We start from the raw sequence: 23,624 nt of genomic DNA on the forward strand, positions 1-23,624 counted from the left end.
AACACAGTTTCAGGGAGCATAGATCATGAACGCCACTACCAGTGTCGCTGCGCAAATCCAAAAGCTGCGCAAGATCCATGTTCCAACCGAGCGCGACAGTGAGCTCAGGAAGCACCTCTATCGCTTGTTCGAAGTCGATGACGACGGGGGAATGACCTCAGTGCCTTGTCGCTACACGGCGGGACAGGAAACCCGTGGAATTATTCTCATCGAAGAACCCGGCGGGGGCAAGACGACCGCCGTCCGCACGATTCTCGGTGAATCAAAATTCCTGGCGCAGAATCCCGAAACTGGCGAGCCGCGCTACCTTGAGATCCAGGTGCCGAGCCCCGCGACTTTGAAAAGCGTTGGTTTGGCGATCCTTGCGGCCTTGGGTGTGGAGCATGTCGGGTCCAGGGCGAAAGTATGGGAGATCTGGGAAGCCGTGAAACAGCGGCTCACGGCTGCCGGGATCAGTGTCCTTTGGTTGGATGAAGCGCAGGATCTCATCATGGCGCGGTCGGCCAATGACACCGAAAGTTCGCTGCGCATGATCAAGTCCCTGATGCAGGGCGACAATGCGGCCATTCCGATTCTGAGTGGGACACGGCGTCTGGCAGAGGTCGCCGCATTCGATCCTCAAGTTTCGCGGTGCTTTACCAAGATCATGCCGTCAAATCTGCAGCATGGCGTTGACGAAACTGGGCTGATCTCTCTGGTCGAACACTATTGCGAAGAGGCCGCAATCAAGGCGCGCGTCGATGCCGACGTGATGGCGCGCTTGATTACCGCCAGCCGTCACCGCTTTGGGCGTGGCATCGACACGATCATCAATGCCATCGAATATGCGCTGTGGGGGGGGCGACAAAATCCTCACCGTCGATCATTTTGCCGAAGCATGGGCGATGCAGGAAGGCTGCGATCCCAGTGCTAATGTCTTTTGAGCGAACACTGGCTTTCGATTCCGCTCGATGCAGGAGCCGAAGAATACGACGAGGCGCGTACAAAACGGCAGAAGAAAAAGCTGGAGAGGGTCTGAGATCATGTCCATGCTGCCAATCTTGCCCCCATACGCCGATGAAACCACCGTTTCATGGTGCGCCCGCGTTGCCCGTTTCCACACTGGCCTGCCCTGCGCGGACTTTCTTCATATGATGGAGATCAGCCAGGCCCATGTGAAGGACCTGAGCGATTATGCTGTGGAACGCCTGTCAAAGCTGACAGGCGTTTCCGAAGAGCAGGTCCTGGGATGTGGTCCGCAAAAAGTCGGTGATCGCCTTCTGACCTACCAGGGAGAAACCTTTGGGCCCGCGTTCATGACGCGCACCCACACCACCTATTGTCCGGCGTGTTTGATTGATGATGCCACAGAGGAGGCCAATGGTGACAGGGTAGGGCGCCTGTCGTGGATGTTAGCGTCGGTCCGCGTTTGCCCACGCCATGGCATCATCCTCACTCGGCGCAGGAACGTGGGACATTTCGAGCGCTTCCAGGACATGGATAGGGTAGCGCCATCAGTTCAGGAGCTTGCCGAACAGGTTGAAAACGCTGGGACAGCAAGCGTGTCGCCGCTTCAGACGTATGTTGTGGATCGGCTGTCCGGCATGGAAGGCCCCCGCTGGATGGACGGACAGCGCATCGATCAAGCGGCGCGCGCCTGCGAAATGCTTGGAGTCTGTCGCATCCGTGGGGCTCACGCTGATATCGATGATCTGACAATCCAGCAATGGGATGAAGCGGGCGCTGTTGGCATGGAGGCCGTATCTCAGGGGCCGGAAGGCATATACAGGATATTGGAAAGCATCGTGCAGGAAGCGATCATTGACAAGCGCTGGGGTGGAGCACCGTCAGCACTGGGCCGGATTTATGACTGGTTGCAGCTCAATAAATCAAAGCAAGATCCTGGACCTATCCAGGACGTCGTGCGAGATTTCATCATTGATCATATGCCCGTCGAGCCAGGTACGGTACTGTTCGGTGGCAAGGTTTTGAAGCGGAAACGGCATACGGTGGCCACGTTGTCGAAGGTGAGCAGATTACACCAGAAGATCTTGAACCGGGCCTTGGTCATCACGGGGCTGCTGGCCGACGGAGACCCGGAGCACATCGAAATCAGGAAGACGTTCGACGCAGTTGACGGCGAAGCACTGGCGCTCCGGATCAAAAACTCCACACCTATCAAAAAGATACCCGATTATCTGAACTGCAACCGCACACAGGCACAAATGATGGTGCAAACTGGACTCCTGAAGAAGCTGGCGGATGACCCGTCGATCACGGGCGGCGTCTTGTCCAGTGTCGCGAATGACGATCTTGACGAGTTTCTCATCAGGTTTCGCGCCAATGGGCGGCGGGTAGCTGTCGCAAGCCCCGGTATGACCGACGTCATCAAAGCGTCGGAAATTGCGCGCGTGCCTGCCGCAGACATTGTGGCCCTCGTGCTTGAAGAGCGGTTGTCGAAGGTCGAGGTCGGGGATGACGATCTGCGCTTTCGATCCGTGTTTGTCGATGCCGACGAGGTTCGGTCAGCTGCCGGAGATATGGTTGCGGAGCAAGGGTTGTCGGCCAAGGAAGCAGCAGATCGTATTGGCTTGAGGCTGCTGGCAATCGAGCGCCTCCGGACCGCGATGGATGTCGCTGGCCAACCTTTTCTCAAAGCAACGATGATCACCAATGCCCGCGGCACGATCCGATACTGCTATGCCAAAGAGGATCTGGACGAATTTCGTGCAAAGTATGTCACGCTCCAGGAAATTGCAGACCGCAATGGTGTCGGCACAAAATCAATGTCCTTGAAGCTAACTCGGGCTGGCATCGAACCTATAGTGGATCGCAGCCTTCTGGGGGCAAAGGTGTTCCGCCGAAAAGACCTTTGAGTAAAAATTGTCATTACGAAACACAGGCCGCCCCTCGGGGCGGCCTTTTTTGTGCCTGTGTTGGCAAAACTCGCCCCGATCCTGCTGGCAATACTTTGCCCGACCGCTTGGCAAAAGCAGCCGCTCTTTTCAGGCTGTCAATTTTGGCCTATCCGCAAGTGGCTGATTTTATATGCTATTTTTGTGAGCTAAAATTGAGCTTGGCATAACTATGCCCGCGTCGACACTTGTGTTGTTCTGACTGCCAATTAATGGCCACCGGCCGGGTTAGAATGGCCATTTTGCAAGCATAAGAAGTCTATCGGGCGGGAACGCCCGATTTTCTTGTTTTTGGCCCCTGAAGCATAGTGCCCGAGGTTCGACTCTGTCCCAAGGGATATGGTGCGACAGGAATGCCGCCCAAAACCGAATTAGGAGAAATTTCTGTTCCGTTTTGAAATCTCCAGGGCAAGGGCAAGGGCAAGCTCTTTGCTCATCGATGGATGGGATGCTGTTGCTCTTTGAGCACTGGATCGTCTCAGGGGGGCAACCATATTCGGTGGCCCCCTATCTGAGGTTCATGGCCTGAAACGCAAATGGGGCGGCCAAAGGCCACCCCACTTTTTTTTGTCACTTTATGTATGGTTTACGTACGGCTTGCTGTTCGTGCGCTTAGCGCGGCCTCTATCCGCGTATAGGCTATGAGGGCCTCGTGATGAGAATGTCTGCCATCACAGCAAGCGCAAGGCATCAAAGCATCTCCAAGGTCCTGGATCTGATATCCGAGCGCAAGGAATGCCTCCCTTGCTGCAGCAGCCAATAGATCAAGGTGCTGCTGCCATTGCATCACCGAGAGGCATGCGATTTCCCGACTTTGCTGGAAGGGGTGCCTGTCCACCCAAAGGTGGACGAATGGCACCCGAAACTTCTGTAGAAGCCACATTGAGATGTCGCAGATATCTTGTTGGAGAAGGTTGCCCTCATCGGGGTCGGAACCCCGACGACGAGCGTGCTGCAGCTGACAGCCCGCGACGGTGTCAGTCGGCATTACAGAACCGCGAATGCAGTTCACTGATACGAGCGCCATGCCAGCGCAGGGCACCAGAGGCATCGAAATTCCGATCCCGCGTAGCAGCATCTGCAGCTTGCGATGTCTGCTTTGCCAGAAATGTTTCAATCTCCTGAAGCGCTGTTTTAATCATTTTGGCGTCCGGGTGCTGGTTCCCGAAGATGCCATGCAGATCGCAAAGCGCGTCGAAAGCGTCGAACAAATTGCACAGGGCAGGGCCGTGACGGCGCAAATGCCGCTCGGTATCCGCGATCCTGTCGTATGCGGCCTGTGCGATGTTTTCATTGGTGGTGATGTCCATGGGGGACCTCCTGTTCATGTAGTTGGATTGTTTGGGGTGAGTGCCATTCTGCGGCGTCACAAAATCCTGCATGAGAGGAGGTGGTAGGTCTGACGGTGTGCTCCTTTTGTTTGGATCGGAAAGAGATTGTTTGCTGGTATCAATGAGATTGGTCGTTTTGCGAAAGTACGAAGAAGAAAACTGCTCGCGCTCCAACTTTTCTTGCGAGAAGCCCACGCCGCCGCCGAGGTGACGGGGCGCGGGGTGATATATCACGCTGCTTGAGTATCCTTCATCCCGACCACCCCTGCGTCATGAAGGGCCTGTTCCAATCCATCCGCGAGGAGGCAGATTTCCGGAACAATCGGATCATCGGGTTCGAGCAGTGCAAGGTCCGGCCCATCGCTCCAGTCGTCATTGTAAGCGTATTCGAGAAACAGAAGGTTCCGCAGCTCAAGCAATTGACGGCGCAGGCGACGGGTAAATGGCCCATGGCAGTCCATCGCCTCGCGAACGGCATTGATCAGCCGCGCGCCGCGACGCCCGCCGAGCATCACTGCGGCATGACCGATGGCTTCATCGTGGACTTGGAAATACGCCCGAAATGCGTGTTCGTTTACTTCGCAATGGGTGAATTTGGGATCGCTAGTGATCTTACTGTAGTACATGTTGCCTCCTGGGTTAAAAAAGTTGCCAGGTTTCGTCCTGGCTGTCAGGATTCTTCGGAGGTTCATGTGATCGTCATCGACTGAGTTGCGCGTCTCAATTTATGGGCGCGAAAATCAGTCGATGGCGGTGTATGTTAATTTGCCCTTCATTGCGTATCGTCCTTCTTGATGGCTTCTGAATAAAAGATTGGCCAAATTTCCCAAGACGAAGAAGTTTCTGAAAAAAATTGGAAACTCGCTTTCCCTGAGACGATTCTTCTGCCGTCTAATACCATCAGGATGCAGTGTGCCGACCAATACGATCCGCACAGTTCACTTGTGCACCTTTAGGAGAATTGTCGTTCGAGGGGGCACTTGGAGGGTCTGCCCTTTATATGGGACGGCGTGTCCGGAGGGCATAGGGTGTTTCGGTCGAAAAAATGTTTCCGCATTGAACCAAACGTATTCATCTACGCATCAAGATTGATGTAAGCATTTCGCAGCTGTCTCGGGAAAATCTCTTGCATGCAGAAAGGAGGCGTTCGGTTTGGTTGGCCGGTTACGGCCTGACAAAAGCAAGACATTCATAGATCATCGCCAAAAAGCAGCGCGCTGCGGGATTTGATCAATCCCATATGCGATGATCGATAGGCGCAAATCGCCTGATCTTGAACCCCGAGACTCTATGTGCCTGCGCACGTCTTTCCCAGAAAGCTGACCATGGCAGTTTTCTATGGAGCGCGGCTCCTCCTGGCCCATTCTTGACTCAATGCGAACGGCCCAAACCGGACATCCACCAAGTGTGGCATCGGCGCGCTGCAGCTTCGCTGAAGCGGACATTGGCGGGCAAATGCAGCATTTTCGGCTGATGGACGGCAGCAATGCGGACTTTTCCGACCTTTGAATATTCTCGACCAATGGCCGGTTTCTTGGGGCTGCAAATGCAGCGAAAAGCGTCAAGGGCGGGAAGCGGAGAATTGCTGCACGTGCAAGCCAATTGGTCCATAACTAAGAAAGCGGGCATCCAGAAGACCCTGAAACTGGGTTACACTCTTCGACGCCGAATAGTCCGAGATGGCAGTTTTCCGCCCAGTGCTGCGCAGCGGTCCGAACTCCGGCTCTTCCTCTCAGCGACCGAGTTCATCAGCCAGAAACCGAACAAAAAGCAGCGTCAAATTTTCCCGCCTTGAGGTGTCCGGCCAGATGGCATGCAGGTCGATATCGGGCGGCCGCCATTTGGGCAGTAGCCGGACGAGTGCGCCGGATGCGACACCCTGTGCTGCCAGATTTTCTGTAAGGACCGTCACGCCCACGTCTTGCAGAGCGAAGTGATAGAGCGCGTTGACGCTATCAACCTCGATCTGCGATTGCCCGCTTAACTTTTCAGTTTCGCCCTTTTCGGAGATCAGATCGACCGTGTCGGACCGCTGCTGGTATTGGATCCAGTCCCAGTCTTCCAGATCGGCGGGCCGCGCAGGCACAGGACGGGCTCCGGCATATCCGGCACCAGCGACCAGCGTGCGAGAGATCGCGCCTAATTTACGTGACATCATCGCTGAGTCCGCAAGCGTGCCGGCCTTAATGGCCAGATCGAACCCGTTCTCGATGATGTCGACCCTGCGGTCGCTGTAATGCAGGGACAGGGCCACATTCGGGTAGCGCTTGATAAAAGTGGCGATGGCAGTTGAAAGATCGGACATCGCCAGAAACGCAGGAACGGTCACGCGCAGCGCACCTACCGGATCTTGCATATTGGCGTTGATTTCATTGAAGCCCGCTTCGGCGCTGCGCAGCATTTCTGTGACGCGCGCATAGAGCGTTCTGCCCTCTCCGGTCAGCGCAAGCTTGCGTGTCGTGCGGTAAAGCAACGTCGTGCCAAGAAAACTCTCAAGATCGGTGATCGTCTGGCTAACGCGCGAGGGGGCCACGCCAATATCCTGCGCGGCCGCGCGGAACGACCCTTTATCGACGACCCGCGCAAAGACGGCCATGTGCTTCAAGTGGTCAATCATTGTTCTGTTTTCCGGAACTATCAAATCAGTATTCATACAATATTCGAAACAGTCTCGAGGGGCTAGATGTGTCTTCAACACTGAAGGAGCACCCCGATGAACGCACAAACAACATTCAAGACAGAGCAGGCGCAGCGCTACCTCGGCACCCTATGCAAGCACTTTGGTCACAAGGTTCCGGTTGAATTGGACGGCAATACAGGCCGGATCGACCTTCCGTTTGGCCAATGTGAACTGGCCGCGAATGACGACGCACTGGATATGAAAGTGTCTGCCGACACCAAAGCCGACCTCGACAAGGTCGCGCAGGTCATCGCCAGCCACCTCGAACGTTTCGCCTTCCGCGAAAACCCGCAGATAGAATGGCACTGAGCGCTGCGAACGCCCTCCTTTCGACCCGACCCAATCACCCCTGAAATCTGGAGATCTAACATGACTATGAAAACACTTATGGCCACTGCCGCTATTGCGGCTGCACTGCCCCTCACCGCAATGGCCGACAGCGCGCAAAACAAGGCGTTCATTCTTGAGGCACTGGAAAACACCCTGCTGGCTGGCAATGTCGACGCAGTAGACCAGTATTTTGCCGAAGACATCATCCAGCACAATGAGATGTTCGCCGACGGCATTGAAGCACAAAAAGGCGTTGTCGCCTTCCTGTCCGGCAATGGCGACTTCAGCGCCGAATATATTCGTTTGATTGCTGATGATGACATCGTCGCCGTGCATGCCCGCTACGAAGGGTTTAGCCCAGATCCTGTCATCGGTTTCGACGTCTTCCGCGTCGAGGAGGGCAAGATCGCTGAACACTGGGACAACCTGATTGCCGAGCAGCCCCTTAACCCGTCAGGCCGCAGCCAAATCGACGGCGCGACCGAGATCACCGACCTCGACCAAACTGCTGCCAACAAGGACCTCGTCGAGGATTTCCTCACCCGCGTCCTGATCAACCACGAACAGGTCGATTTCACCCAGTACATCAACCCGACCAACTACGCGCAGCACAACCCGATGGTCGCTGATGGCCTTGATGGCTTTGGTGCCTTCATGGCGCAGATGACCGAACAGGGCATCAGCATGGACTACACCGAAGTCCACAACGTAATCGGCGAGGGCAACTTTGTGCTGACACTGTCCGAAGGCACGCTGGGTGCGGATGCCACTGCATTCTACGACCTCTTCCGCGTCGAAGACGGGCTGATCGTCGAGCATTGGGACGTCATCGCACCAATGCCAGCGGCAGACGCGCCGCACAACGAAGCCAGCAAATTCTAATTCAACGCGCCGCGGCCCGCCCGCGGCGCACCAAACAGGAGCTAACAATGAACCGCAGAACACTACTCACAACATCGCTCGGCGCATCGCTGGCGATCATTCTTGGAACACACGCAGGAGCACAGAACATGGACGAACAAGCACAAGCATCATTTGACACGGTCATGGCTTTCATGGGCGCGATGGGGTCCGGCGATATGGAGGCTATGAACGCTCTGATGGCAGACGATATGGTCTGGCACAATGAAGGCGACGAGAGCTTGCCGTGGATCGGCGAGACCCGTGGCAAAGAGAACATCTTTACCTTCCTCGGCGTCTTTTCTGAAAACCTGCAAACGACCAAATGGGAAAACACTGACGCTTTTGCATCGGGCGATACCGTCGCCGTTTTTGGTGTGATGAACGGTGTCACAACACATTCGGGCAAAGAGACAGGTGACTTTACCTTCGCCCTGCGCGCCAAGGTCCGTGACGGTCAGGTCGTCCTGTGGCACTGGTTTGAAGACAGTTTCGCAATCAGCCAAGCCTACCACGGTTGATATCCAACTGACTGGAATGGCCTGATTGTCGGGCCATTCCAACCTCGCCCTATAGGAGAGACTTATGATCTATGCCGTAACAGCCGTTTCCGGACAATTGGGCCGGGAGATCGCCCATAAACTCATCGACCAATTTGGCGTCAACAACGTCATTGGACTGGCCCGCACGCCTGACCATGTCGAAGGTCTCGGGATCGAGGTTCGCCCCGGTGACTATGATAAACCTGACGATCTGCATGCATCGTTAGGCGGTATCGACGCACTGGTCCTCGTGTCCGGCATGGCCCCGCCCGAAGACCGCATCCAGCAGCATCGCAACGTGATAGAGGCCGCCAAGGCAGCAGGGGTGCGCAAAATTGTCTACACCAGCATTCAAGGCCCCGATGAAGACACCGCGTTTTCACCAGTTGTTCAAAGCAATCGCCAGACCGAGGCAGACGTTCGCGACAGTGGCCTAGATTGGGCGATCGGGCGCAACGGCATCTATATTGAACCGGATGTCGAATACATCGACAGCTACCGCGCCAAAGGCGAGATCGCCAACAGCGCAGGCAACGGCAAATGCGGCTACACCACACGGTCGGAACTGGCTTATGCCTACGCTGCATTGGTGGCGCAGGACGGGTTGAACGGCCAGACAGTCAACCTGAACGGCACGCCGATCACACAACAACAGCTGGCCGGATACCTGAACACTGCCTTCGGCACTGAGCTGACCTATCGCGCGATGTCATCGGCAGAGTTCGTCGCGGATCGCACAGCAGAGCTCGGCGATTTCATCGGCCCCATCATCGGCGGTATCTACGATGGCATCAGCAAAGGCACCTATGACCGTATAGGCGATTTCGAGGCAGTGGCTGACAGGCCGCATCAAACCTGGGAAAATTATTTTTCGTCCCTCGCGAAATAGACGCGACGGAACCATAGCCGCGCTTCGTAAAATTTTCGACCTTTCGGAGAAACCCCATGTCCACACTCAAATCTATCTGGGATCATCCCTACACCTTCTGGGCGCTGCTCAGCCTTCCTGCTATTCCTATGATCCTGGGGCTAACTTCTGACGATCCGGATGCGGTTGCTGGCGTCTTGCACCCCTCTGGAGAATTCGCGGCGCGGTTCATGATCATCGCCATGATGATCACACCGCTGATGATGCTGTTTCGCAACGCAAGCTGGCCGCGTTGGCTGATGAAGCGTCGTCGTCACCTCGGCGTGGCTACGTTTTTTTATGCGCTTGGGCATACAGTGCTGTACCTTGTTGACGAGGGGGCGGTGTCCTTCACCGGTGGGGAAATCTCTAAACTCTATATCTGGACGGGTTGGCTGGCCTTCCTGATCTTCGTGCCGCTGGCCATTACATCGACAGACGGTTGGGTGCGCAAACTTGGCCGAAACTGGAAAACGCTCCAGCAATTCGTCTATGGTGCCGCTGTGATGACCCTCGTTCACTGGGCCGCACTGCATGAGTGGGGCGGGGTAGGGTCGGCCCTTGTGCATTTTACACCGCTCGTTCTGCTGGAAATCTACCGCGTCTGGTCAACCCAATCGCGCCGCCGTCAGCGTGCAGCGGCCTAAGGTGACTTCGTGAGCCAAACCCTATTCGCCGGGTCCTGCCGTAGTCGTCGATCTGGCGAAAGGGTTGGCCCTTGCACTGCTTTCACTGTTTGTCCTTTATCTGCTTGCGCGGAAAAGCGACCACTGCCTACCATCTGCCTGCTCACGGCCAAGGCACCATAGGTTCTCTTTTGGACCTGCAACGAACGGCCGCTCCGGGGTGCCGCACCGTGACCTCCCCGCTCCTCGGCGGGTGGCTAATTGGGCCGTGGCTTCAGGATCATATTAGTTTATTTCCCGAAAGCAGACTTTAGCTGCTTTGCAGCTAATCGGCAGAATCGGCTCATAACTGCCGTTCGCTGCGGTTGAATGCGCTACGTGCTGCCGAACGTCTGCTTTCTCATACGGTGAGCCCATATTTCGCAACTGCGGCGAAGCTCTGCTTCCCGCCCTTAGTCCCGATCGACGCGAACGGTCCGCATCGGACATTGAGCAGCGCATCCAACGCTGCAGTGCGGCTTCCCAGAAGCCGTCGTTCGCTGATTGACGCCGTTGGACGCAATCCAACGGAACACGAAACTCGACCAATCTGTAAATCAGTATCGCCTGTGGGCCCGCAGTACTACTCCAACAGGCGCTCCATCATCTGGGTTCAGGGCAACGACGACACGGGTCTTCGGTTCTTTCAGTATTTTGACGGCATCCAAGAATGATGAACCTGCTGGCATTGTCCGAAAGCCGTCCGCGACTGCAGGACTATCCAAGATGTCGGAGATGGTGTGGTCATCCAAATCGATCATGCCATCCAATTCCGACGCTTTGTTTGTCATATAAAGCGCCAGTTGCTGGTGCGTGATTGCTCCCAAGACGACGTCATTCTCCACGCAAACGAATGCTGCGCATGTTTGGGCCTCTTCCCTCGCAAGGCTAACCAGCTTGGATGTCTGATCGACGACCTCAAACCTGTGATCAGCTCTGCTCGCCAAGGTAACGGGCGCGGATCCCTCCAGATTTGGCCGGGAACGCATCACAATACTTACGGTTGAATGATGCCGCATCCAGTTGGCCGTGACTTCGCATCGAAGTTCCACCAGTTTGATGATTTTCGAATGCAGGTCAGGGACGTTCATATCCAGAATAGGCTCATGATGCGCGACCCTGTTTCTCAGGCGGTTGATCTCTCTCACAAGAATCTGGATCTCATGCCGCCCCTCACGGTGGGCAAGCCCCGGAAACGCGATATTAGCCTTGGTTCGCCAAATGCTTGCGTACTCGTTGCGAAATAGGTTGGACCAGAAGTCAAAGGTGAGTTCCGCGATCACTTTGCCGCGCTCGTTTGAGCGCGCTCTTTGCATTGCCTTATCCAAGGCGCCCAGGCTTTCTGGCGTCAGAACGGTATCGCGAAAGTTGGCATTTTGATGCCAAGCAGCCCCAAAAAGCTGCAGCAGGACGCCGTCCACAGCATTGCGCAGAGTCACTTCCGCCACGCTAAGCGGGAAAAGGAACGATTTCGCAAGCCTTGCGTTGTATAGATATAGGGCGAACGCGAAAGCCTCATCTCCACTGGCTTTCGCGAGGTAGGTGGCGAATCTTGGCTCAGAAAGCGACTCTTTGAGTGAAGCGATCGTCGCCGCATCGTACGGGTATGGAACTTGACTCTCAGCCATCGCGGCGGTACATACCCTTTCAGAGCAGTCGAACTGGCCCCACTGGCTCTTGCTACGCGCCGTCGACATCAGATTGGAACACCAGGTCGGGCAAGTCCCCACCTGGTGTTTCTCTTTTGACGGGATTACCCCCTGAATTCAACCACTTTGGTTTGCGAATGGTGGTGTAGGAAGTGCCCCTTCCGCTCGCTCAAGAGATGCCGCCAAGTCATACAACATTGGTGATCACGAGCGCCCCATCCACCTGACAAGCGCGCTTGTGAACAGACTTCCATTCGGATGTTAGTATCGCATGCGCCTACGGATCATCGCCTCATTGTCGTGCCACTCCGCCTCAGCGATGTACTTGCGAACCATCTCACGCAGGATTCTCGCCATGCGTGGATGCTCGATCTCGCAAGCTTTAGCCCAGCCCTCGTACTGATCCGCCAACTCTCGCTCTTGCGCTTCGCCTTCACCTCGCCAAGTCGCACCGCGAGCATTGTATCGCCCGATTGTGATGCCGCGCTCAATCTCGACGCTATACAGATCATTGACAGCCTCCCGTACAGGTTCACAAGTCCATGATCCATCGTCTGCCAAAGGAGTGTGTGCGAGGATTTCCCCGATCTGATAATCAAGCATGGCGCGATGACCTGTTGGCTCACTAATGCGCCTTGCCTCGATAATCCATTCCTTCAGTTTCTCAGCCTGGATGACACCGTGTTCATCAACCCCAGGCACTGAAGAAAGTGCATCAATAAAGGTGTTCGCGTTTCTGGCGGCCGTCCTTCGCTCATCGGAAGGTTCAACATCCCTGGGTTCATTCTTTCCCCTGTAGGCCATGCGAATGGCCTCGCAGAAAAGAGACGGGTTGTCGTTTACCTCGGCCTCAAGGTTAGGAATACGCCCCCTATCAAACCTGAAGACCTCCAGATACAAGAACTCGAGACTCGCCATCCTCTCACGACTAATTGTGCCGCGCGAATTGAGGATCTTGAACACCTCCTCAATGGAATGTCGATCCATCGAGGATGCTCCCCGCTCAGCTTCATCGCTTCGGGGAAGAGCCTGTAGGATTTCGTAGAGCTGTTCGGACTCGATACTTTTCAGGTCCAGATGGACAAATTGCAGCGCCGTTACCCGGTCAGATTTCACCACAGAGCGCGACCCAGGTAGTTCGAGGATCGCACCGCTTCGTTGCGCGCTCTATTGCCAAACACCTCGGAATTTCACGGTAATACTGGCAAACATATACAATTGTGCGAATGTGTAGTAAGCGATCGATAGAGCACGTTTTTCTCCTTGTTTCTCTGGCGCTATCTCTCTAAACGGGTCGGCGGAGACGTGGCCGAGTGGTCGAAGGCGCTCCCCTGCTAAGGGAGTAGGCCCGGAAGGGTCTCGTGGGTTCGAATCCCATCGTCTCCGCCACTTGCCCTTGAAAAACTGTTCTCCCGATCCGGCTGCAGCTGGATTTTTCCGTTGTTTTAAAGGGTTATGCGGGATTGGCTGAACACCGACCTTTGTGCCAAGAGGCCCAAAGCGTTCTCTACAGGCTGGTATTCTCCGGACCTGATGACTTCGCCGATTTGGTGAGTGGCTTGTAAGTATATGATATTTATTATATTTTCTGGCGGCTCGAACGCTACTTCGACGCCAGTCTCATTCGGCCAGATGGAATTGAAATCGAAACTCTTGGAAATATCTGTAGAGGCATAGCTTAGCCGAAATCTATCGCAAAACTGTCAACCTTCGTGCAGTTCAACTGTTGCTCGACCATACCAAAGTCGACAGCACAGAGCGCTACTATGGCGTTGAACTCGATGATGCGCTGAGCATCGCCAAGAAGATCAACATTTAGTCGGTAATGGGCAAACGGCTTGGTAGCGTGCGCTTTCCAAGACCCGACATGTCGCCATAGACTGCTGGTGACGGCGAAGTTCGCTCACTGGTCATTTCCTGTAGGTCGATAAGCGTTCACAATGCCTGTCATCTCATTTTGTCCATTCTAATAAACCGCACAGTCCAAGACATTGCATGGGCGGTCCGGCAATGATTGTTGATCATTCAGTTCCATGAAAAGGGAATGTTCAAATGAAAGCTATTCTGACAAGACGTGTTTTGTTGACTTCGATTGCAGCCAGCGCGGTGGTCTTCGGTGCGAGAGGGGCCTTGGCCGCAGATCCGAAAGAAACCGGGAAGCAGGTTTACCAGATTTATGTGGACTCGATGGTGCAAACCAATGCCGCACTGGCCGGATCGCCTGAGCCGTCCGCGGAATTGGGCGCACGACTCGACGCGATCAAGGAGGCTTCGGTGACCAAATTGGTTGCGTTGGGGCATGACATCGCCGCGATGAGTGAGGCCGACCGCGCAGAGGTCGAAAGGACAGTGAGGATGTCAGTATCGGGAATTGACCGTAATCCCGACACCAAGAACGTTTACGCGGATTACCAAGCGGTCTGGAAAGCCTATGTCAGCGGCGATCAGGACTTCTTTGGCAAGATCAAGTCCCTGAACATCCTGACGCAATATGCCTTTTTTGACCTGCTGCGCAAACAGGCGCCGGATGAGGCTGATCGGCTCGGTGTTTAAGTCCCTGTTGAACCGCAGCAGCGCGGTTGGCGCGTTGATCCCAGGCGTATTATGGTTGCTGGTCACAGGTTCTGCCACCGCCGACATTCTGTAGGGTATCGTCCCGCAGCCACCCACGGACGGGGCATGTTGGCAACGCGAATATGACAACGATCATCTCTCCCGCCATCCTCGCCAAAAGGTGACTGAACTGCGATTCTTGATACAACCTTTTCAGGGTCGCTATGACTTCACCATCGACATTGCCACGCGCGAACGTGCGGGCGTGGTAACCGGGTCTTGCAGCAACGGTCCAACTGGAACATCCATTTGCACCCTGTCCTGTGGTGGCGGTGACGTGATCCTGCAACGTTCCGGGGGCGATGGTGCGATCTTGCTGGAAATTGGCGCGTCAGGCGCTTTGCAGGTCAACGCACGATGCAAGGGCAGCGGTGGCGCTGTCCCGTTTTTGATTGAGGCCGAACCGGATGATAAGCTGTTTTTGCTCCACCCGACACCTACGCGCACCTGTACGGTACAGCCTTTCAAACCCTATCTTGACCATCGCGGAGATTGAGGAACATGCAGATCACCATATTTAAAGCTGCCGCCATAGCTGCGATTTTGTCGATGTCCAATCCGGCCAATGCAGAAACCCTGAATGACATGCTTCCGCAGCGCGCGGGCGATGCTGCCTGTTGGCAACGGAGCTATTCCGACGCCCATCTGGCCAAACATCCCCGGCAGAAGGTTACTGCCGTGCTTCTTGGCCTCGCCCATTACGTGAAGGAGCATCAGGAGGCGGATGAGAAAAGCTATTCGTTCTCGATCCACTTCACCACCCGCGAGCGTGAAGGCTCGGCTGGTGGGCTGTGTTCCCAAGAGAGCCCGGAACAGGTGGGATGCGGAGGAGATTGCGACAGCGGCGCTTTGACGATCCGCAAATCCAGAACCGAAGGCGCACTGTTGGTGGAATTGGTATTCGGCGGAATGACGTTGACGGATTGCGAGGACGAGACGCCCTACTATCTGTCGGCCGAACCGGATGATAAACTGTTTCAGGTTCACCCGGCCACCTGTCCAGCAGATTGGTGATACGGACGATACCCCGAAATGACAACGACACCAAACAGCCGCATGTGGCAGGTTTTTTCCGGCCCGGACGAGTTAGAATCCCTGCCGGACGACGACCACGCTTCACCGTGGAGCTTTCCGTCGCAGGTACGCATTCCGATGGAGCATTGGGAAGCGATCATGGCCTTTGCCCGAGGTTTTGACCCGATACCGGCCGCCCTGCTTGAGCGTGCGTCCATTCTCGATGGAGAATTCCTCGGTGCTGCGGGTGAGGCGCGGTTCGTGGCATTTCTCGAAACGCTGGCAACGGCGGTTTTGGATGCCGATCCACTGACGCCCGAAGAGGTCGACCCCGCTGTCATACCGGAACCGATGCCAAACACGTCACACGCGGAGATGTTGCGCGATATCGTCCATCTTGTTCACCGCTCGCAGTCGCTTGGCATGCCGTTCGACAGTTGGGTTGATTGAACTTTTGCGACTTGACTACGGCGCTTCGAACTCAAGCCGAATGTCGCGGGCAGTGCCATCCGGTGCCGCGAGCAACAAAAGGAAATCACCGCCAAGCGGGATAAGGTTCGCCGTAAACTTCTCTTTCGCGCCAGGGAGGACTTCGGTTCTCAGATAGCCCTTGAGGACCAATCCCTCTTCGGGCGGTTCCTGACCACGAACAGGCTTGTCCACCAGTACGGCGGCCAGATTCCACAGATCGACATCGACGCGACTGTAAATCTCCAGCCGACCTTCGCCCGAACTCGCGGTTCCGGTGACTTTTATGTCTCTGCCGTAATAGGTTGTGTTGTTGGTACGGGCCAGTTTCAGGCGGAAGCGTCCTTTGATCTCGCCAATTGTAATCGTGCCGCCGACGCTGGAGGAATCGCCAAAAAGTCCGCTGGAAAAGCTGGTGGACAGATGGGATGAAACATCGCGGGCGCGGCCATCTCTGCCCGGCACGGTTTCGACGAAACCATCCTCCAGGTACTTCTCTTTGAAGGCAAGCGCCTGACACCACTGACGGGCATGGGACTCCATCCGGTCATTATTGTTGAAATCCCTGCAATCGGGACGGGTCGCAGCAGTGGCCGCAGAACATGCCAGCAGACCTGCCAGAAATGCACGCGCAAACAGCTTCTTCGTCGGACGTGTGATAGGGATCATGTCCTGTGTCCACCAATACCCGGTCTTGTGCTTCAGATCTTGCCACACCTGGATCTGTCCGATTCCTCTTCTTTCCAGACTTCTTTGATCATCCGGCATTTTCCGGGGTTGTCAGGGAACATATCGGAGGGGGTCATGTAGCTCCAGGCGGTGCAACCTTCGCCCGCATTGTCCTTGCAGGCTGTTTCGCATTCTGCGGCTGTTTTAGTGTCAAACATCGGTCCGATTGCGGACGCAGGGGTGTAGGAACAATGCGGGTATGTATCCGCGTCATCGGCAAGGGCCGGGGCAGCAAGGGCGCAAAAAAGGATTGTTGTGAGGGGGCGTTTCATCATGAAATCTCTCCGTAATAACTATCGGTTGGTGTGAAATGGAGTTTTTCAAACGGCTCCATACCCGACAGCGTAGTCAATTGTTTTTCCCCGGGCTTGGACTCAGCGCTTTGACGGCTTGTCGAAAACGCGACACCGCTCGTCTGTCACGGGCTTGTCGCGTTCTGTCCAAGCGGCAAAACTGATCAGTCCAAGACGGAAATTAGCGCCTTGGGCATGCTGAACAGCATGTGCAGAGGTTCGCGTTCAAGCACATATGAACCACAAATTTTTGATAACGAAGGGATTTCTCGTCATGGCTACATTCTTCAAACTTGGCACAGGAGCGTTCGCGCTTTTCGCCCTTACGACGCAGGTAATGGCGCAGGATTCCGCAGTCGCTGATGCGATGATAGCCGAAGGGGCACCCGCCGCGATGGCGAACTGTATGGTCGAACAGCTTGGCGATGACGCTGAACGCCTGTTTACAGCCAGCGACGACGAACTGACCGAAGATGACACCGCAACGCTAGTCGCCGCGTTGGAGGCCTGTAGCGACGTCGATCCGGGCGAATAGGAGGTAGGGTCATGGCCAAAAGTTTCATGTGGCTTTGTCTTGCCCTTGCAGGATTGTGCGCCGCGCCAACCCATGCACAGAACGCCGTCTTTGCACCCGATGAATTGCTTGCCCGTTACATGCATTGGCAAGATCAACAGGTGACCATTGCGGCCTATCCTGCGCTTTTCATGTCGCCGGGGGATTGGAAGACCAAGAGCATGGAATTTGGCGCAAATCCGATAGCGCAGGACCCGGCCATGGTGGTTTGCGAAAGCCTGACGCCGCCGGATGGGGACCGGATTACCAGTGCCGATCTGGTCATTTTGCGCGGCAGGTTCGTGCGACGCAAACCGGCCTGGTCGGCCGAGGTGCCGGATCAGATCGCGCTGGCCGACTGCGTGATTCTTGCCGTTGGTGGCGCGATTCCGCAGCTGGGCGATCCTTGGACAATCACCACCACCCCGGTGGCGATTGCAGCGCTGCATGAGGCGGTGTTTGATCTTGTGGGCAAGACCGTCCGCGTCCGGGGGTTTTACTGGGGCAGTACATGGTCGGCTGCCAGCGACGAATCCCGCCATGACATCCAGCAAACCGCAGCGTTTCTTGGCCCCAAACCCATCGGCTGTTTTCAAAACGGCAAGGTCGATGCACCGCAATCGGTTCAGGACAACCGCGAGAACACGGTGATCGAAGGCAAGGTCGCCTTGACCGCTCACAGCCGACCTGACCGTGTTGATCTTCACAATTGCCGTTTTATTCTGTCTGATTAAAGGAAGGCGGAAAGTTCTGATATGCCCGGATCATTTTCCCACACCGCACAACGTGTTCTCATCTGCCTTGGCCTGTCTTGTTCTGCGTGGCTGAATGCCGCCAGCGCACAGGATATCTCAAGCGCCTCCTTCGGGGACTGGCACACTTTTTGTGACAAGGAAAATATATGTGACGCCTACACCTATTCGGGCTGGGAATCGTCACAAAACCCCAGTTCTGGCGATGTGTTCGCATTGCGAAGGCTGCCCACTGGCGGGGGGTGGTTGATGTCGATCGCCTTTGACGAGGTGGAACCCAAGCTGACGCTCGGCTTGTCAGCCAGTGTGATCCGCTATGGCCATCATGATCAAACGCCGGTTCCCGAGTTTCAGCAGAGTGGGCTTTCGTTGCGTGGCGTGCGAATTGGGAACGGACTTGCAGGCAATCACCAATTGTATCTTTCGGGCTCCAGCGCGGAAACAGTGATGGCGCGGCTGCGCCTTGGGGATATTCTGGATTTCGAATTTGGCGGTTGCCGCGATGAATTCCTGTATACCGGGTTTTCACTGGCCGGCATTACCGCCGCCCTCGCCTGGATTGATGAGGTGCAGGGGCTGCCGTCGGGAAGTGTCAAAATTGCCCGCATCGCCCCCGGTACGCAAAAGGGGCCGACCTCGAATTGCGGAGAATGACGATGCTGGGGACAGATCTTCTGGTCGGGGGCACGCAGAATGCCGATGTTCTTGCCGCGGCCCTTTGCACCGAACTGGACGTCCAGCAGACGCATATCTATCAGGCGAAATTCTTTTCCTGGGAACAGAGCCCGTCACCGCATGACACATCCGGTTCCTATTTTTCCGACCTTGGAAGATGCAACACGATCCTCATTCGTGAGTTGTCCGGCACAGGTGACATCGGCTTCATCGTGGAACTTGAGTTTCTGTCGCCAATACCCATGAGATGTTTTCAGAAACTCGCGGACGAACATGGTCTCGTTGTGGGGCTTTCGCGGGACACGGTCTTTCCCGAAGAAAGCGGAACCATTTCGGCGGAGGGTTATGTCCTGTTTCGCCCTGGGGCCGCGCCACGCCCTGCTGTCGTGCTGGAAGACCAAGGGCAGATGCCACTGATGACTTGGGGCGTATCGGATAAGCCGTTGCCAGCGCTGCCCGACATACTATTTCCCAAGGATTGAGACACGACACAAGGTGAACCGTAGAAATTCAGTTTTTTGCGAAAGCACTTCAGGATGGCAGACCTGATATCCTCCAACCGTCTGCTTCTCGCCTCACGCTGAAGTCATCCGTCCCCGTTTCCGCGTCGCCGTCGATCATCAAGTCCATCCAAACGCTTACATAACCGCGATCTTCACCACGGAGCTTGCGCGCCCGAATTTGTGCAGCGTTCAGTTTCCAATGTTTCCATTGCTTCACAGCTTTGCTGCCCTTGCGATCAAGGTCGTCTGTCATTGCGTCCTGCCAGCTACGATCCCCTCGAATGCGGCTCGCGAGAAACAATACGACCGCTGCCTCGGGCGAATTGGGTTCTGGCCTGAGGTTCGTCGCGGCGGCGCGATCTATCATCGGGGGGGCGATGTAATTTTCCCAACCATTTTCACCCGGCGCAGTTTCGGGCGGTTTGAATGGTGTTTTGGCAACCGCAATCCGTGATATACTGGACATTGCCACGATCGCAGTGGTGCAAAGCAAAAAATGTCTGCGGGATTCAAAAGAACTGATGGTGCTCATATTAACCTCTGCTGGGTTGTTTCCAATAGCGTCAGGGTAACGACGCGCTCTGCAGATGCCTTGGACCAGATAGGATAGTCACTAGGACAAATCAGGACGCAAACCAGCGCAAATCTTGACAACTAGGCGTGTCAGGCGCAGGCTTGGCACGCAAATTGACCTCCATGCGAGGGACTCTCTTTGAATTGTGAGCAGACCAATTTAGGGTCTCACGATCCGCCGATGCGATTTTCGACAAGCTGGCTGCCCAAGAAGGACCGGCTGGATGTCTGGCGCGAAGAATTTGGCCGACGGTTCGTACGGTTGGATCTTGAACCACTGGGCGATTCCCCGCTGGAGTATGACGCGTCGTTTCTGAATATTGGCGATACCATGATTGCCAGGGGCGATATCAGTGCGATCTCATGCACACGAAGCAAGGCAATGGTGACCGATGGCAATGCCGACATCGTCGTTCTGATCCAGGAAGACGGGTTGATGTGCGCTGAACAGGGCCGACATGAACAGAGCCTCTCTGTTGGCGAAGCACTGGTCCGTCGCTCCGATGAAGTCGGTCGGACGGTATCGCGCTCCGGCAAGTTTTTGACGCTAAATCTGCCGGTCGCGCAACTGAGCGAGCGCGTGGCCGACATTGATCGGCTGGGCATGACCGTCATCCGCGAAGACAACGAAGCGCTGGGGCTGCTTGCAGGGTATTGCCAGATGATTCTGGCACGGCGCGGTGGCCTCTCTGCACCTGCGCGGTCCATGATGAGCAAGCACTTGCTTGACTTGGCGTCCCTAGCGATCGGGGCCAATCGCGACGCATGGCTTGTCGCTCAGAACCGGGGGGTGCGCGCGGCGCGACGGCTGGCCGCGATCTGTGCCATACGAAAGAATGCAAGCCGCGCCGACTTTCGTATCGCTGAACTTGCGGCTGAGCTGAAGGTTTCCGAAAGCTACCTTCGCAAATTGTTTGCCGAAGTCAGCCAGACCTTTTCATCGCTTCTGCTGGAAGCGCGGCTGGTGTTGGCGCGCGACAAGCTGCTTGATGCGCGATTTGACGGGCTGCAGATCGGCCAGATCGCCTTTGCTTCGGGTTTCGGTGACGTTTCCTATTTCAACAGGACATTCTATCGGCGATTTGAAAAGACGCCGTCAGACCTGCGCAGGTGATGATCTAACCTTGCAGACAGTTCACGTGGTCGGCGATATTCGGGGACCGCATGTTCAGATATTGCCCGATCTGATTTCCATCCGATAGACGTAGACGTATTCGTCAGTGGGTATTGTTACGGGCGGAGCGATCCTGAGGTTTGTGCGTTGGCAGAACGCACGCTGGCAACCGAGTTGAAGGAGCCTCCTGGCGAGTTTTCAATAGACCTGTTGCGAATGGTGGAAAGGGTCCGCTCCACTCCGGTTTGACCAGAACACAACGAAAGAACAGTATGAGTTCGGCGTCCAGTAGCGATGTCCAATGGCCGGTTTGGCGACAACAGCTGCGTTGCAGCAAGAAAGCCTGCTGCAGATGCGAAGACGTGCTGCGTGAGCAATAGCGGCACCCGCACAGGTCAGCAAAACCCGCGTTGTGTGAGTTCGCCCATCAATTGATTTTGGGGTTGCAGAGAAGGTCCGGAATGATGGGCCGCACCGCAGCACGACCGAGAATGCGTAAGGTAAGTGAAGGGCCGGTAGCGCTAGTCGAACAACTCTCTCTGATGCGTCCAACTTAGTGGGAACGGCTCCAGAATCTGCGCAAGCATCACTTCCAAACTGTGCTGCTTGGCCAGGATTGCCTCGACGACGTCGGGCGCAAGTAGCGTCAGCCGCAGCACCCGCGTCATGTAGGACGGTGCGATGCCCTCGCGTTCTGCGAGCTCGGCGATGGTCGTGAACTCCCCCGACTCCAACATCCGTTTCCAGCGAAACGCCCGCGCCAGCGCCTTGACCAACGTGTTGTCCATCTTTCGGTGACTTGATGTTCCGTCCGGCAGTTGCATCTCCTTCCGCCCGCCGCGCTTAACGAGGCGAAACGGGATGTGCACTGTCACCATTTCCGGCACTGGCTTCGCGCGGGTCACGCCGCCGTTCCGAGGTCAGCCATCATTTCTTGCGCTAGCCCGGTCAGTCCGTCGATGCGGAGGCGAAGGTTGAGGCCATCGGTGCCGATATCGATCCGCTCGACCAGCAGTGTCGCAATGCGGGCCTGTTCGGCCGGGAACAGCTCGTCCCACAGCGGATCGAGGCGGGTCAGGGCGTCACGGGCGTCGGCCGCGGTGATCTCGCTGTCCTGCGCGCGTGCCGCCTTCCATGTCCCGGCCACTATCTCGGGCTGGCGGAACACGGCGCGGAGTTGATCGATGACGGCGGTCTCAATTTCGCCCGCTGGAACCCGGCCAACCGGGCATGATCCGGCACCATGCTTCAGCACCGACTAGCTGATATAATAGAGGTAAAGCTTGCCGCCCTTTCGCGGGCGTCTCGGCGCGGGTGCGCGCAGCGCGCTTGCGGGGGCTTTTGCTCAGGATGGCGTGGACCTTGTCCCAGATCGCGCGGTCGATAATTGCGTCGTGTTCGCCAGGATAGCTGTTGCCCTTGTGGACCGCCTCGCCAATGTAAGCGCGGCTATTTAGCAGGCGATACAGGTATTTCTTATCGATCCGGTTGCCTCGGCTAGTCTGGACGCCCCGCGCTGGCAGTTCCCGAGCCAATTTCGAGGAACCGGTCGAATATCCAGCGGACATTGGCGGCATCGGCCTCCGTGATGATCAGCTTGCAGTCCTTCACCTCGTAGCCCAGTGGCGGGACGCCGCCCATCCACATGCCCTTCCGGCGTGAGGCGGCAATCTTGTCCCTGATCCGCTCGCCGGTCAGCTCGCGCTCAAACTGGGCAAAGCTGAGCAGGATGTTCAGCGTCAACCGCCCCATGGAGGTGGTGGTGTTGAAGGACTGTGTGACGGATACGAAGGTCACGCCGGTTCGATCGAACACTTCAACCAGCTTGGAAAAATCCATCAGCGAGCGCGACAGGCGGTCGATCTTGTAGACAATGACCAGGCCCACCAAGCCGTCCTCGACGTCCGCGAGCAGCCTTTTCAGGCCGGGTCGTTCCAGCGTGCCGCCGGAGATACCACCGTCGTCATACTGATCGCGAACCAGCACCCAGCCCTCTCGCTGGGCGTGGAGGCTGTTGAACTCTTGCTCAAGACCTTCCTCGGAGGATTTGCGGGTGTAAACGGCACAGCGTAGTTTTCTGACGATGGGTTTGCTCATGCGTCCCTCCGATGATTTTTCAGGCCAAAGAACACCCAACCGTTCCAGCGCGTCCCGATGATCGCGCGCGCGATGGCGGATAGCGATTTGTAAGGTCGGCCCTGCCAGTCGAAGCCGTCAGATGTGACGGTGACGAGATGTTCGACGCCCTGCCATTTGCGGATCAGTTGTGTGCCCGCAATTGGCATCAGGTCAGCGCGGATGCGACTTTTCTTGCGGTCGCCGCCGTCGAGTTGTTCTCCGAGGGTTTCCAGCCGCTTCACTGTTCCCGGCTTCAGACCGCCATAGGTCAGCTCCTGGATGCGGTAGGCCAGTCACCCGTGTGGCCGGATCCAGGGACGC

Annotated in this window: 24 protein-coding genes, 1 tRNA gene and 3 pseudogenes; 18 read left to right on the forward strand and 10 right to left on the reverse strand. The window is 56.1% G+C overall.

From position 1 onward, the window contains the following. Positions 1-25 precede the first annotated feature (25 nt). Complete coding sequence (locus tag LZG00_17400) at positions 26-913, forward strand: TniB family NTP-binding protein (GenBank protein ID MCF3595769.1); 888 nt, start codon at positions 26-28, stop codon at positions 911-913. Between the two features lie 109 nt (positions 914-1,022). Continuing rightward, the gene (locus LZG00_17405) at positions 1,023-2,855 is read left to right on the forward strand and encodes a TniQ family protein (GenBank protein MCF3595770.1); all 1,833 of its coding nucleotides are present in this window, start codon (positions 1,023-1,025) and stop codon (positions 2,853-2,855) included. 1,016 nt (positions 2,856-3,871) lie between these two features. Here LZG00_17405 and LZG00_17410 read toward each other — a convergent pair. The 3 genes from LZG00_17410 to LZG00_17420 form a co-directional block, all read right to left on the reverse strand. Then, positions 3,872-4,204 carry a hypothetical protein gene (locus tag LZG00_17410; protein ID MCF3595771.1) on the reverse strand — a complete coding sequence of 111 codons (333 nt, stop codon included), beginning with the start codon at positions 4,202-4,204 and terminating at the stop codon, positions 3,872-3,874. Positions 4,205-4,455: 251 nt separating this feature from the next. Then, positions 4,456-4,851 (reverse strand): hypothetical protein, encoded by a 396-nt coding sequence (locus tag LZG00_17415; GenBank protein MCF3595772.1) that lies wholly within the window; start codon positions 4,849-4,851, stop codon positions 4,456-4,458. A gap of 1,106 nt (positions 4,852-5,957) precedes the next feature. Then, complete coding sequence (locus LZG00_17420; GenBank protein ID MCF3595773.1) at positions 5,958-6,878, reverse strand: LysR family transcriptional regulator; 921 nt, start codon at positions 6,876-6,878, stop codon at positions 5,958-5,960. Between the two features lie 60 nt (positions 6,879-6,938). On the opposite strand from LZG00_17420, the gene LZG00_17425 reads away from it, so the two are divergent. The 5 genes from LZG00_17425 (at position 6,939) to LZG00_17445 (ending at position 10,231) form a co-directional block, all read left to right on the forward strand. Further along, the gene (locus tag LZG00_17425) at positions 6,939-7,214 is read left to right on the forward strand and encodes a DUF2218 domain-containing protein (protein MCF3595774.1); all 276 of its coding nucleotides are present in this window, start codon (positions 6,939-6,941) and stop codon (positions 7,212-7,214) included. Between the two features lie 78 nt (positions 7,215-7,292). Further along, entirely contained in the window at positions 7,293-8,117 is an 825-nt protein-coding gene (locus LZG00_17430) for a nuclear transport factor 2 family protein (protein MCF3595775.1), read from the forward strand. Between the two features lie 47 nt (positions 8,118-8,164). Further along, a complete protein-coding gene (locus tag LZG00_17435; protein MCF3595776.1) occupies positions 8,165-8,656 on the forward strand; it encodes a nuclear transport factor 2 family protein in 492 nt (163 codons plus the stop codon). 64 nt (positions 8,657-8,720) lie between these two features. Continuing rightward, positions 8,721-9,566: an NAD(P)H-binding protein gene (locus LZG00_17440; GenBank protein MCF3595777.1), complete on the forward strand. Its 846-nt coding sequence runs from the start codon at positions 8,721-8,723 to the stop codon at positions 9,564-9,566. Positions 9,567-9,622: 56 nt separating this feature from the next. Next, on the forward strand, positions 9,623-10,231 hold the full coding sequence (locus tag LZG00_17445) for a ferric reductase-like transmembrane domain-containing protein (GenBank protein ID MCF3595778.1): 609 nt from the start codon (positions 9,623-9,625) through the stop codon (positions 10,229-10,231). 575 nt (positions 10,232-10,806) lie between these two features. On the opposite strand, the gene LZG00_17450 is transcribed toward LZG00_17445, so the two are convergent. Both LZG00_17450 and LZG00_17455 read right to left on the reverse strand, forming a co-directional pair. Continuing rightward, positions 10,807-11,946 carry an Abi family protein gene (locus LZG00_17450; protein ID MCF3595779.1) on the reverse strand — a complete coding sequence of 380 codons (1,140 nt, stop codon included), beginning with the start codon at positions 11,944-11,946 and terminating at the stop codon, positions 10,807-10,809. A gap of 213 nt (positions 11,947-12,159) precedes the next feature. After that, the gene (locus tag LZG00_17455; protein MCF3595780.1) at positions 12,160-13,017 is read right to left on the reverse strand and encodes a hypothetical protein; all 858 of its coding nucleotides are present in this window, start codon (positions 13,015-13,017) and stop codon (positions 12,160-12,162) included. Positions 13,018-13,197: 180 nt separating this feature from the next. Here LZG00_17455 and LZG00_17460 point away from each other — a divergent pair. The 6 genes and pseudogenes from LZG00_17460 to LZG00_17485 all read left to right on the forward strand — a co-directional run bounded on the left by LZG00_17460 (position 13,198) and on the right by LZG00_17485 (position 15,975). Continuing rightward, a tRNA-Ser gene (locus tag LZG00_17460) sits at positions 13,198-13,287 on the forward strand. 292 nt (positions 13,288-13,579) lie between these two features. Continuing rightward, positions 13,580-13,717: pseudogene (locus LZG00_17465) on the forward strand (integrase). Positions 13,718-13,950: 233 nt separating this feature from the next. Next, the gene (locus tag LZG00_17470; protein MCF3595781.1) at positions 13,951-14,451 is read left to right on the forward strand and encodes a hypothetical protein; all 501 of its coding nucleotides are present in this window, start codon (positions 13,951-13,953) and stop codon (positions 14,449-14,451) included. Between the two features lie 199 nt (positions 14,452-14,650). Further along, the gene (locus tag LZG00_17475) at positions 14,651-15,007 is read left to right on the forward strand and encodes a hypothetical protein (protein MCF3595782.1); all 357 of its coding nucleotides are present in this window, start codon (positions 14,651-14,653) and stop codon (positions 15,005-15,007) included. Positions 15,008-15,012: 5 nt separating this feature from the next. Further along, positions 15,013-15,525, forward strand: coding sequence for a hypothetical protein (locus LZG00_17480; protein MCF3595783.1), 513 nt, complete (start codon positions 15,013-15,015; stop codon positions 15,523-15,525). Between the two features lie 18 nt (positions 15,526-15,543). Beyond that, a complete protein-coding gene (locus LZG00_17485; protein ID MCF3595784.1) occupies positions 15,544-15,975 on the forward strand; it encodes a hypothetical protein in 432 nt (143 codons plus the stop codon). Positions 15,976-15,990: 15 nt separating this feature from the next. Here LZG00_17485 and LZG00_17490 read toward each other — a convergent pair whose 3' ends face one another. Continuing rightward, positions 15,991-16,662 (reverse strand): hypothetical protein, encoded by a 672-nt coding sequence (locus LZG00_17490; protein MCF3595785.1) that lies wholly within the window; start codon positions 16,660-16,662, stop codon positions 15,991-15,993. A gap of 627 nt (positions 16,663-17,289) precedes the next feature. Here LZG00_17490 and LZG00_17495 point away from each other — a divergent pair. From LZG00_17495 to LZG00_17510, 4 genes are all read left to right on the forward strand, one after another. Continuing rightward, positions 17,290-17,550, forward strand: a complete 261-nt coding sequence (locus tag LZG00_17495; protein MCF3595786.1) for a hypothetical protein — start codon at positions 17,290-17,292, stop codon at positions 17,548-17,550. Positions 17,551-17,561: 11 nt separating this feature from the next. Then, complete coding sequence (locus LZG00_17500; GenBank protein ID MCF3595787.1) at positions 17,562-18,302, forward strand: hypothetical protein; 741 nt, start codon at positions 17,562-17,564, stop codon at positions 18,300-18,302. A 267-nt stretch (positions 18,303-18,569) separates the two neighbouring features. Continuing rightward, on the forward strand, positions 18,570-18,974 hold the full coding sequence (locus tag LZG00_17505; GenBank protein ID MCF3595788.1) for a DUF1176 domain-containing protein: 405 nt from the start codon (positions 18,570-18,572) through the stop codon (positions 18,972-18,974). A 2-nt stretch (positions 18,975-18,976) separates the two neighbouring features. Then, positions 18,977-19,477 (forward strand): hypothetical protein, encoded by a 501-nt coding sequence (locus LZG00_17510; protein MCF3595789.1) that lies wholly within the window; start codon positions 18,977-18,979, stop codon positions 19,475-19,477. Positions 19,478-19,526: 49 nt separating this feature from the next. Here the strand turns inward: LZG00_17510 and LZG00_17515 are convergent, their stop codons facing one another. Next, complete coding sequence (locus tag LZG00_17515) at positions 19,527-20,030, reverse strand: hypothetical protein (protein MCF3595790.1); 504 nt, start codon at positions 20,028-20,030, stop codon at positions 19,527-19,529. A gap of 222 nt (positions 20,031-20,252) precedes the next feature. Here LZG00_17515 and LZG00_17520 point away from each other — a divergent pair, with 222 nt between their 5' ends. Beyond that, the gene (locus LZG00_17520; GenBank protein MCF3595791.1) at positions 20,253-21,185 is read left to right on the forward strand and encodes an AraC family transcriptional regulator; all 933 of its coding nucleotides are present in this window, start codon (positions 20,253-20,255) and stop codon (positions 21,183-21,185) included. Between the two features lie 521 nt (positions 21,186-21,706). Here the strand turns inward: LZG00_17520 and LZG00_17525 are convergent. From LZG00_17525 to LZG00_17535, 3 genes and pseudogenes are all read right to left on the reverse strand, one after another. Next, positions 21,707-22,090 carry a hypothetical protein gene (locus tag LZG00_17525; protein ID MCF3595792.1) on the reverse strand — a complete coding sequence of 128 codons (384 nt, stop codon included), beginning with the start codon at positions 22,088-22,090 and terminating at the stop codon, positions 21,707-21,709. After that, a pseudogene (locus tag LZG00_17530) lies at positions 22,087-23,282 on the reverse strand (recombinase family protein). The gene LZG00_17525 and the pseudogene LZG00_17530 overlap by 4 nt, the downstream one beginning before the upstream one ends. After that, positions 23,279-23,596 (reverse strand): annotated as a pseudogene (locus LZG00_17535) (DUF2924 domain-containing protein). Before LZG00_17535 ends, LZG00_17530 begins: the two co-directional pseudogenes overlap by 4 nt. Positions 23,597-23,624 lie beyond the last annotated feature (28 nt).

The organism is Rhodobacteraceae bacterium LMO-JJ12 (genome assembly GCA_021555075.1).
Lineage (GTDB): Bacteria > Pseudomonadota > Alphaproteobacteria > Rhodobacterales > Rhodobacteraceae > JAKGBX01.